The following is a 12,550-nucleotide window of genomic DNA, read 5'->3' on the forward strand; positions in this document are numbered from 1 at the left end:
AATATAATCATTTTAATAAATGAATTTCCATTCATCAAACAAAAAATCCTCGCCATTAAATACAAAATAGATATTACCTATTCCTTTATCTATTTTCAGTGCTATTTTCTTCGAGAGTGTAGTCCATTCCTTCTCATCACATTTAAGGGAAACAATAGGAGTACCTTTCATATTATTTACATACACATCAATTCTACCTTTCCCTTTCACCCTGGCTTCGAATTTGCCAGGAATATGGTTGCTAAAATCGGCTCCTCGCACCATGAGACATTCTTTGTCTGCTTTTCCTTTGGCTGCCATGTTGCCCGCATTACCGACAGCTTCGAACCGGACTTGCCCCGAAGTGCCAGCGGTAGTTTCTGCTTGCTGAAGAACGAATGGATTTAAAGGGTTAAGTTGTGAAGGACCTTTAAAAGTTGCTTTGACCATGGGGATATTTACATCTTTCCCTTCATCTACCTGCATTTCTTCGATACACACATTACGAAAGCCACCTTTCGTGCCAAAATAATCCTGTAAATACATGGCATGGTAAGCCAGATAATATTTCTCTTTGTATTTGAAAAAGTGAGTGTGGTTGTTTGTATAAGGCCCTACGTTAACATCGCCGGTATTCTTAAAGTAATTATCGCGATACTTCCAACTGGCCGAGTCTAACGGTGTTTTACTCGTCATATAACACATACTGCATTGGGTTGATTTTTCTGTATTCGTATAAGGCCATTCAGTGCGTTGTTCCCAACTCGTATTATAGGTATAAACCCATGTACCATTGATAAAGTTAAGGTCGCTTGCCTCAAAAAAATAGGGAGCGGGTATCCTGGCAATCTCGCTTGCCAAACTGATCATATCTGATCCTAATTTGACCATTCTGGAATTATCCGGCATATATTTCGTTTTAGGCTTTCCGCCTCCAAAAGCAAGCCAACCTGTACCTTGGTCGTCAATCACAACTCCGGGATCGAAGGGAGCTTCCACATCCACTCCGGGGACCGAACGGTCGACTATGTTCTTTCCCAATGGGTCACTCCACGGGCCAACAGGAGAGGTGGAAGTAAGTACGGCTGAACCGATGCCGCTATTGGAATAATACAAATAAAAGTGTGTCTTACCATCTGCTTCCTGTCTGGATGTTATGGAAGGTGCCCAGGAATTTTGACTCCATGGTGCCAGCTCGGAAGTATTTATGAGACCATGATAGGTCCAGTTGACCATATCATCGGAAGACATCATAACCAGTGAACGGATCTTTTCGTATGAATTTCTCCCATCCTTTCCAACATGCTCATACTGCTGATGATCATTCGTGGCATACACATAAATTCTACCATTGTATTCTACAGCTGTCGGGTCGGCAGTAAACATAAAATCTAATAATGGATTCGCATTATCAGAGCTAAGTTTCGGCGAAACTTTTGAGAATTTTTCTTCCAGGTTTTCTTTAACTACTGTCGGATTACCTGCATTCGTCTGAGGTTTTGCGAATTCTGAACCACCCAGAAAAGCCATAACAGCGACTGTACTTAACCATACTTTTTTTCTAAACATGCTTTTTTTATTTTATTTAATAAACGTTGTTCTATTTCTCTGTCATGGCAGCGGAGTCAAAGATGCTGCAAAACCTCCCCTTCGGAGCATTTTTACTTCTACAGAGCTGGATTGGTTTACAACAAGATATTGCGTTTTAAAAGCTTGGTCGTAATTGCCGTCTGAAATAAGGGTGAGTTTATAATTGACATTCTGTGGCAGAAAATTGAATTTTAAGGTTTTCGTTTTTTCAATGTTTTCACTGCTGATTCCACCAATATACCATGAGCTGCCTTTTTGTCTGGCAATAATTACGTCCCGGCCGGGAAATCCATCCAGCAATTTGATATTATCCCATGCATTTGGAACATCTCTCAGGAAATTTTTTGCTGCATCCGGTAGTTCATAATAGCCTTCGGGACGATCGGCCATGTGTTGAAAGCCTGATTCGAACAACACACTGAGTGCAAGCTCATGTCCGTATGAAGTAACATGTGGGTATTGGGAATTGGTGAAAGTTACCGGCGTATAATCCATTGCACCAACTACATTACGTGTAAACGGAAGAATTGTATTGTGTTCAGGAGCGGGAATCGTAAATTCAGGACCATTATTGTACCATTCGGCTCCGCGTACACCCTCGTATGTCATCAGGTTAGGATAGGTTCTTGACCATCCGCGGGGAACCAGACAGCCATGAAAATAAACCATCATATGGAAGCGGGCAGCGTCTTCGAGAATATCAATATAGTAATTAATCATGTCCTGCTTTTCACTTTCGAAGAAATCAATTTTAACACCCACAACTCCCAATTTTTGCAATTTGGTAAATTCTTCTATCCTGTTTTCATGCGTAAGCATACGGTCTTTAGGAGTTGCCGAAACCCAATTGAAGTCGCCTCCTGAATTGTACCACATTAATGGTTTTATACCTTTGGAAGTAATGTATTTAAGAGCATCTTCAAGGTTTCCGCCATTGCCCATAGCATCCCACTCCCAGTCCAGCAGAGTGTAAGGCCACGACATGGAGGCTGCCAGATCAGCAAACTCACATACCACCTTGAAATCTTTTGTTCCATGGTTATTCGACCAGTAATTCCAGGACACTTTGCCGGGTTTTATCCAGTCAGTTTGGGCAACCACAGAAGCAGGACTCACATCATCGACCAGCGTTGATTCCACTATGTCAGCCAAACTGCCAACGATAATAACACGCCAGGGCGATTTCCAGGGCAGATTAATTGTTGGCTGGACTTCTCCTTTTTCGCGGCCGTTCCATTTGTCGGGGAATGTGAGCTTGTAGACTGTTTTTTGACCCCAGTTAGAGAGTTTTGTGCCACAATAAGTGCGGTTTACATCGGATTCGTGGATCAGGTACCAGCATGATTTATCAGGGGTATTGAACAATGCCGGATAGCCCCAGTCCCTTTGTTCATTTCCGTCTTTCATGGTAATATAAAGCCCTTCATTGGCCGGATTGAACCTTTCCAACCACCGTTTGGTACTATCGGGTATTAAATAAGCTGTAAATTCATCTTTCACCACAAATGTTCCTTCTATTTCAGGAAACTCATACCTAAATGCAATACCATCATTATAAGCACGGATAATGAGGTTTAATTTGGCCTTGGCAGGATTTTCAAAATATACCACCACTTCGTTTGCCGAATTTCTGCAAACAGATTTTTTTCCGTGCAGCGCAGTATAATTATCATTAACTACAGTTGGTTTACCGGCTTTCAAAAATGAAAGATTAGTATAAAAATCCTGGTCGCTGCGTGAAAGTCCAAGGTTGATGGAAGGAATTACTTCCGAAACTTTACCATTTTCGGTATAGTTCACACATAAATACCAATTCCCAACGGTTTTATTTTGTTCGCAGAAAAGCGAAACATTAATTTTATTGTTCGGCGACACAACCGAAACCATCTGGCTAATTGCAAGATTGAAACTGTTCAGTATTAACGCTGAAACTATAAATAGTCTCATTAATTGAAAGGTTTTAACCTCCATGATATTTTCCTTTTATGTTGGAACGAATTAATTTATAAATTTTTCAATCATAAAAATCAACTGGATTAAGCTATGTATAACACGACAAATACCAATTGATCACTTAAAAAATTTGTTGATCTCCCAACGATCTTTCCACTGAATTTCGATAGAATCTCCTTCAAAAATTATCGGAAGCCAGATATAGCGTGAATTAATAAGATCTTTTTTATTCCAGCGGTCGAACATGGCGATATAGGCATTTTTCTTTCCCTCAATGGGCAGTACATGCGTACTTTGTCCATAAAAAGTTTTATCGGCATCTTTACCAGTGCATGGATTATCACGCATCTCCCAATGTCCAAGCATGGAATCGGCTACAGCGTATTTTGCCTGATTAGGATCCCAACCGGTACATGCCGAAGTGACAATATAATATTTACCATTGTATTTGAATACAGCAGGCGCTTCCCTGTATTCATTGATAAAATTTCGTGTAAAACGTCCTGAAGGCTTCAGGTAATCGTCTGTCAGTTCGTTGATATACAAAGTGGCATTATTCTCTGATGAACAAACCTGATAAGCTTTGCCGTTGTCGTCTTTGAAAACCTTCATATCCCGGCTCATCTGTCCATTCGGACGCATAGAACCGAGATACTTAAACAAACCAACCGGAGAATCACTTATTGCTACCCCGGCAGCCGCTTTGGCATAATCGTGACTGTCCACATGCAACCACATCACAAATTTTTTCGTCTCTTCGTTATAGATTACTTTCGGACGTTCCAATACATTGGAGAAATGCAGTTCTGAAGCAGTATCTTTTTGTTCCGGGGGCAAAACAATGCCTTCAAACTTCCAGTCGGTTAAATTGCGCGAAGAGTAACAAGAAACACCACCGGCTTCTGTTCTATAACATTCCCAACTCTGTACTTTGGGATTCCAATAGGTGGAGTCTCCTTTGTATTCTCCATACCAGTAATAAACTCCGTTGTGATAAAGCAATCCACCACCATGAGCATTAATTGGTTTACCTGAAGTATCGTACCATTCCGCACCAGACACAATCATTTCTTCTGCCTGTATTTTTATTTTATTCTGGCCAAAACAAAATGCATGCAGACAAAATGCTCCGATAAAAAAAATAATGAATTTTTTCATTTAAACCAGGTTTCAAGTTGTCTTTCACTGAATTTGCTTCTAAAGGAAGTTTTCGTTTTCATAGCTTTAGGATAATTCGAATGTAATTTTTGAACTCAAAAGCATTCGGTTACTTATTATTTTAAAGTTTTAAAATTTTAATGGTTTTTACCTCCTGAGTATTTTTTATAGTTAAAAAATATAAACCCGGATGAAGACTACCTGCTATATTACAATCACTTTGACAAAAGCCTGATTCGACGGTTTCTCCGGAGGAATTAATAACTGAATATTCGGATGGTTTTAGAAACTGCAATCGTAAAGAATGAGTAAATGGATTAGGTGAAAAACTGAAAGTGTTTGATTGGTATTCGTCCACAATAGTTACACAAGGATATTCTCCCTTGGTAGTATCAACACAGTTACTACAACTATCAACAAATGCAAAGCCTCCCCAGGTTCCTCTGCAATCCTGGATACACTCAAGTTTCCCTGTGTTACCGCCAACGCAGGTTTGGCAACTGTCAAGATATGCGGTGCCGCCCCAATCTCCATTACAGTCTTTTGTACATGCAGTCTTTCCGGTATTGCCACCCACACATATTTCACAACTATCCAAATAGGCCGTACCATTCCAAATCCCATTGCAGTCTTTTAAACATGCCTGTTTTCCGGTTGTTCCCTCAACACAGGTTCCACAACTATCTATAAAAGCTCCGCCTCCCCAAATACCCTGGCAGTCCCTGGTGCAGCTTAATGTGTCGGAACCACCCCAGATGCCCTGGCAATCCTTAACGCAGGGTAGCTTACCTGTGTTGCCTCCGACACATGTCTGACAGCTGTCCAGATAAGCCGTGCCACCCAAAACATTGTTACAATCCAGAGTAGGCGCATCTACCATTACAAATTGGACCGACCTGCCCGGGCTTTGAAAAAGAATATTACTATCGCTGGGAAAAGCATAAGCCGGAATACTTTCGAGTACAGTTCTTGGACCCCATTGTGTCCCCGTTGGGGCTACTCCATTCACTGTTACATACAACGAGAAGTCTCCATGGTCAGATCCTCCGGTCAATGAGTACACGTAGTATTTTTTTCCTACGCCAATATTTTCGGGATTTAGTTTTACTATCTGGGATGAGGTTCCCTTATTTACTATCACCAATCCGGTTTCTCCTGATGCATAACGGGAGGCATACGCCAATATGTTTACGTTGGATGATGTTGTTGAAATGACGTGATCACCGGTAAATTTCTGTTGATAATAGGCATAATAGAATTCCGGCCGTGGTTGCCACAATAAGCTGCTGTTGTTCCCCTGGTAAAACATCCCATTATCACCTGTGGACAGCAACCATCTTGCCCCTAAACCAAAATTATTCTTTATTAATTCGTTAAACAGGATGGTAGCCTGTATTCCATTGATGTAAGACTGAAACGGACCAGTACCGGATGCATTGCCATCCATATTATACTCAGTCAGGGCTACAGGTTTAAGGAAAGCTTTTTTATTAGCAATATCCTGCCGGATAAAACTGATGTTTTTCTTTGGTTCTGTTGTTGCAATGGATAATAAGTTGTTTACAATTGCATCCCTCCCAAAATAGTTGTGCATAACATAGAAATCGGCAGAATCGCCAATTTCCTTAAAAACGCCGGCATTCCATGTTTTATCCACCGAATTCCAGCTCGTGGTGCCATCGTAATGCAAAACCAGGGCGCCAATGTATATTTTCGCTCCCACTTCGGCCGCTGCCGCCCTCATCGAGTCGGCAAAAACACAAAAGTGTTTACCATACAGTTGACCATTAATAATTTGAGGTTGATTATCTTTATTTGTGGCGGTATCAATCATCCAACCCGCCTCCCAGGGACCTGGATTTTCGTTTCCGATTTCCCAGAATTTTGTTCTGCCGTTGTCATAGCGAACCCAATCGGCCGCAAGATGAGCTGCCTGTTGCACCGGGTTTTTGCTTAAGCCATACCGGGCATACCCGTAATTAATTGTTATGAGACCCTGTGAGCCAGTCTGTTGACGAAGTTTGTAATAATTATCAACCGTGGTAGACCAGTCGTTTACTCCTGAGATAGCATAAAACAGGTTCTTTTTTGCCGTGGTACCATTAAAAGTAGTACCATCGTAAATGGAGTCAGGGATATCAGAAGGCCTGCCATTCCAAAAGAAGATATTCGACCAGCTCCCTCCCGGGAAACGAATCAACGTAGGAGAAAGAGCCTGTGTATTTTTTACAAAAGCCGGTTGGTCTGTATTGTTGCCCATCCACACAGCTATTGCATTTCCGAAAACATATTTGGATATTTTACCCAACGTATCCGGAGTGATATTTACAGTTGCTGTCGGAGCTTGTACAGTTTTATCAGTTAACGTTGAGGTAGGTATAACTGCAATTTTAGGAGCAAAATCCTCTAAAAAACAGTTGGTATTGCTTTGAGCAAAAAGAGAAATGGAGGAACTGTAAAAGATGATAAATAACAAGGGTAACCTGATCATCTTAGTTCTAAATTGATTCTTCATCATAACAAAATTGATTTTAAAGGGATGATAGAAATAAAACATTACACAATCCAATATCAACAGGTTCAAATGATTACCTATAGAATAAGTATTAAAATATTTTAAAAAATGTTTTTGTAAATGTATTGGGAACGAATCTCTTCTAATTATAATAAAGTATTATTTTTAGAAATATAGTCTCAATTTCATTTCTTGCCTTTGGTAACTCTGTATTTCGTCGGACTCAGTTTGTAATAATCCGTAAAACATTTTACAAAATAGGAGATTTCTTTAAACCCAACCTCAAACGCGATGTTTGAAACGCTATTTTCCGTGGTAAGCAATAGTTCTGCACCTTTTTTTAAGCGCATATTGCGCATAAACTCATTTACTGAATAACCGGTAAGTGCTTGAAGCTTTCTGTATAATTGGGAACGACTCATACCCATATCACCTGAAAAAGCATGCGCATCATATTCTGAATTGCTGATGTTATTCTCAATAAACTTTGACGCACGATTCAGAAATTTCTGATCCAGACTTGTGGTGGTAGTTACCTCAGATATATCAGGTAGTTTACTGAATTGCCTCCTCAGTAATCTGCGGGATTCAAGAAGATTCTGAACCCGGGCACGCAGGATAGAAATACTGAAAGGCTTGGGTATATAGTCATCGGCTCCTGTTTCCAGACCTTCTATAACCTGTTCACTGGCAGTACGGGCTGTTAAGAGAATTACAGGTATATGAGATGTTTTCTCATCGCTTTTCAGTCGCTTGCATAATTCTATACCGTCCAGTCCCGGCATCATAATATCACTTATGATAATATCAGGTATGTTATTTATGGCTGACTCAAATCCTTCAATTCCATCCGAGGCTTCCATTACATTAAAACTTTGTTCAAATTCATTTTTTATAAACTGTCTCAGATCCGGATGATCTTCAATAATGAGCAGGACCGGAGCAGTTTTTTTCAGATCTATGCTTTCCCTGATGGGGGAAGGTTTAAGGTCATTTTTATCTTTCGTGAATAAATCAATAGAGTCACTTAAAACTTCATTGGTTATCTGATAAGGTTTTAAGTGTTGTTTGCCCAATGGTAGCAAAATAATAAACCTGGAACCTTTTCCTTTTATGCTTTCAGCTTTTAGTATCCCATTGTGTATTTCAATAAGTTCTTTGGTCAATGCTAATCCAACGCCCGAACCGAGATTCTTTTTAGCTGTTTCAGCCTGGTAAAAGCTGTCAAAAATATGAACCAGGTCATCTTTATCAATCCCGATTCCAGAATCTTCAATAATTATCTCGACAAATTGAAGATCACCGCCATAAGTATTTTCTTCAGGGCCCTTAACAGAAATATAAACTGTAATGTTCTTCCCGTTATCGGTGAATTTGAAGGCATTGGCAATTAAATTATACAGAATTTTATCTAATTTATCCCGGTCAAACCAAACCGAAAGACTAGCCAGATTAGTAACAACCTGGAAATTAACAGAACGTTCTGTCGCTTCAATCTGAAAAGTCGATGAAATTTCTCTTACAAATCGAATAATATCATTTTCAGAAGCTTCCAGGGTAAGTCCGCCAGCTTCCAATTTTCTCAAATCCATTAACTGATTGATCAATCTTAGCAAACGGGATGCATTTTTATAAATTAACTTATAGTTACTTTCCAGCTTTTCTTTGCTAAGCAAATGAAATGGTTTTTCAAGGGGCGCCAAAATCATTGTTAATGGCGTTCTGAACTCGTGAGATATATTTGTAAAGAAACGGAGTTTCATCAGATCCAACTCATGTTGCTGCCTGGCTTCTATCCTTTCAAGTTCAATTTTTCTTTTAAATCTTTCGCGCAGTAAAAACGTGTATCTGAGATAGGCAATACCAGTTGCTATCAGAAGAATGTAAAGTAAAAAAGCCCATGCAGTTTTGTACCATGGAGGAATAACGGTTAAATTTAATGTTGTGGGCACATCATTCCAAACTCCATCATTATTAGCAGCTTTCACCTGGAAAGCATATTTCCCGGGAGGTAGATTTGTATAAGTAACATCATTCCTGTTCTCTATAAAATTCCAGTCCTTATCAAATCCAAGCATTCTATACGCATACAAATTTTTCTCAGGTTCAATATAGTTTAGTGCTGCAAATTCTAACGTAAATACATTCTGATTGTATTTAAGAGTAATTTCATGGCTATATATGGATTGCTTTTCCAGGGAAAACACATTTTCAGCCTCAACCGTTTCAACAGGTTTATTAAACAATTTAAACGCCGTTATATAGACCGGTGGCTTATATTTATTTTCGATGATATTTCCCGGCAAGAAACAAATTACTCCCTGCTTGCCTCCAAAAAAGATTTCGCCTTCCTGACTTTTAAATCCGCCAGGCAGAATAAACTCATCGGTAACCAACCCATCAATAATATCAAAGTTTTTAAATCTTCTTTCTCCCGGAGTAAATCTGCATAATCCTTTATACGTGCTGAGCCAAAGATTTCCGGATTGATCTTCAATGATACCGGTAACTTTATTATTGGATAACCCATCTCTGATGGTAAAATGGCTAAAAGTTCCATATTTCTTGTTGAACAGATTAAGACCGGAGGCAGTCCCGAACCACATATTTCCCTTCGAATCCTGGCAAATGGAATACACAAAATTGTTACTTAAACTTGTCGTATCATTCGGTTGATTCCTGTAATGTCTAACCTTTATTGTCCTTTGATCAATAACTGAAATACCATCTATTGTACCCACCCATATATTATCCTCAGTGTCGCAGTAAATTGACAATACCCAATCACTGGATATTGTATTTGTCAGATTACCATAATTTACTAAATGATGTTCAAATTTTGCGGTTGAAGGATTAAATTTATCAACGCCTCCTCCGTGTATCGCAATCCAAAGATTCCCGTGTTTGTCTTCGGTAATTGAACGCACATCATTACCAGCAATACTTTCCTCATCCTCAGGGTTGTGACGATAGGATTTAAACTTCCCGGTTTTTCTGTCGTACATTTGCAATCCGCCAAAGTAAGTTCCTACCCAAATGTTCGATTTTCCATCTTTGTATATGCAGTGTACTGTTCCCTCACCTAATCCGCTTCCGGTTTCTTTTTGCGGACGAATGAATCTTTTATTGCCTGTTTTTCGGTCTATGATGTCTATACCTCCTGCATTGTAATAACCAACCCATAACTTATTTTCTCCGTCTTCAAGTACAGAAGAAACATTTTTATTTGTCAATCCCCGTGAACCGGCATGATCCTGTTTATATCCTAAAAAGGGATTTGCTTTAACTACAAAATTTAAATCGGCCTGCAGACTACCTACCCATAAGTTTTTTTGCTTATCCTCATATATGCAGGTAACAATATTGCCTGATATACCAGAGTCATCAAACTGGTCGTACTTATACGAAATGATTTTCGAATCAGATTTCCGGTAAAGCACCAATCCGGTTTCCTGTCCTCCCATCCATATATTCCCAACACTATCTCTCATGATCATATTAATAAACTCATCAGGGATCTTATCGAATTTTCTCCATTTTGCAGTTTCCTGATCCAAAATCCAAATTCCCTCACCTCTTGTACTAACCCAAATTTCATTCTCACTGGAACAAAAAGAAGTAATAAAGAAAAATCCGGAATTTTTGGCTTTAGGAGTAACAAATCTCATATGGTTGAACTTGCCGGTTTCTGGATTAAGAACACTGACGAAACCTATGGAATAACCAATCCAGATATTTCCTGACGGATCTGTATACAAGGCGCGGATATCATTATGCAATATACCGTTAGGGTCTATCATTGCAAGGATATCATAAAAATTTTGCTCCAAAAGGTCTGCTGATATTTCTTTTAACCTGTTATATAGGTCATTTCTCCGGATTTTAGACCCCTTGAGTTTAGACAATTCATTAATATAAGGTTTATAAATATTTTTACTGCCTAGAATCCGGACGGCCTCATCTGTAATAACTAATACAGGATCATCGGAATATCTGACAAATTTGTTTGAATTCCGCTTAAGCAGATTCAAGCCAAAATAGGAGGCAATCCACATGTCTCCTTTGCTATCCTCAGTAATTGACGTAATTCTGTTATTTAAAATTGATGTGGTATCATCAGGGTCAGACAAATGATTAATAAAGCGATCTTTTTCTTTATCATACATGCTCACTCCGCCCCGGTCAGTTCCAACCCATAATGTTCCGCGGGAATCAACAAACAGGCAATTAATTAAATCGTGGTATAAACTGGTTGAGTCCTTTTCGTCCTTACGATATATTTTAAACGACCTTCCGTCATAACGATTCAGCCCATCCGCCGTACCTATCCAGATAAATCCCTCCTTATCCTGAACAACAGAATACACTTCGGTATTCGATATTCCATTGTCGGTGGATAAATGTATGAATCTTAGATCTCCATTATTTGCATATGAAACAGTGTTGAATAGATGGAACAAAAAAAGAAGAAATAAGATTCTACAATTTAAATACATTGCCAAAATCTATTTAGTAATTGGTCCCGGGTAACAATTATAAAGAATAAAAATATATGTTTGAGAAATTTGTTCAAAAAATAAAGCCCCGGGAGTTTCCCGGGGCTGGTTACAAAAAACCCTTAATCTAACCACAAACAATTGACCATGAAATCATCTTGAGTATTCTCCTGTGCGCTACCTGCTTTTTATAATTTTTACGGTATTTGCTCCCTGTACATTATTTATTGTCAAAAAATATAATCCCGGAATAAGATTGCTTGCTATTATACAATCATTCTGACAAAAGCCTGATTCGACCTTTTCTCCTGAAACATTACTAATGGTATATTCAGATGGTTCAGGTAACAGCAATTGTAATGAATGGGTAAAAGGATTGGGTGCAAGATTGAAAGATATTGACTGGATGGGATCCACAATAGTTATACAAGGATTTTCTCCCCTGGTAATATCAATACAGTTGCTACAACTATCAACAAATGCAGAGCCTCCCCAGGTACCTTTACAATCCTGGATACACGCGAGTTTCCCGGTGTTACCACCAACGCAGGTTTGGCAACTGTCAATATATGCGGTGCCACCCCAATCGTTGTTACAGTCTTTAACACAAGCAACATTGCCGGTATTCCCGCCCACACAATTGTTGCAGCTATCTGTAAATGCGGTGCCACCCCAGGTTCCATTACAGTCTTTAGTACATGGGGTTTTTCCGGTGTTACCTCCGACACATATTTCACAACTATCCAGGTAGGCCGTACCATTCCATACTCCATTACAATCCTTTATGCATGCATGTTTTCCGGTGGTTCCCTCAACACAGGTTCCGCAACTATCGACAAAAGCTCCGCCTCCCCAAATA

At 39.4% G+C, this 12,550-nt stretch carries 6 protein-coding genes; all 6 read right to left on the minus strand.

All coding sequences use genetic code 11. The features are described from left to right. Positions 1–12: 12 nt before the first annotated feature. Positions 13–1,548, minus strand: a complete 1,536-nt coding sequence (locus VK179_13915) for a glycoside hydrolase family 43 protein (protein ID HLO59839.1) — start codon at positions 1,546–1,548, stop codon at positions 13–15. A 42-nt stretch (positions 1,549–1,590) separates the two neighbouring features. Beyond that, the gene (locus VK179_13920; GenBank protein ID HLO59840.1) at positions 1,591–3,516 is read right to left on the minus strand and encodes a glycoside hydrolase family 97 catalytic domain-containing protein; all 1,926 of its coding nucleotides are present in this window, start codon (positions 3,514–3,516) and stop codon (positions 1,591–1,593) included. Positions 3,517–3,639: 123 nt separating this feature from the next. Next, on the minus strand, positions 3,640–4,680 hold the full coding sequence (locus tag VK179_13925) for a glycoside hydrolase family 43 protein (protein ID HLO59841.1): 1,041 nt from the start codon (positions 4,678–4,680) through the stop codon (positions 3,640–3,642). A 121-nt stretch (positions 4,681–4,801) separates the two neighbouring features. After that, positions 4,802–7,198: a hypothetical protein gene (locus VK179_13930; protein HLO59842.1), complete on the minus strand. Its 2,397-nt coding sequence runs from the start codon at positions 7,196–7,198 to the stop codon at positions 4,802–4,804. 182 nt (positions 7,199–7,380) lie between these two features. Then, positions 7,381–11,655, minus strand: coding sequence for a two-component regulator propeller domain-containing protein (locus VK179_13935; protein ID HLO59843.1), 4,275 nt, complete (start codon positions 11,653–11,655; stop codon positions 7,381–7,383). A 213-nt stretch (positions 11,656–11,868) separates the two neighbouring features. Then, the coding region (locus VK179_13940) for a T9SS type A sorting domain-containing protein (GenBank protein ID HLO59844.1) at positions 11,869–12,550 on the minus strand (682 nt) is incomplete at its 5' end.

Source organism: Bacteroidales bacterium, assembly GCA_035299085.1.
GTDB lineage: Bacteria > Bacteroidota > Bacteroidia > Bacteroidales > UBA10428 > UBA5072.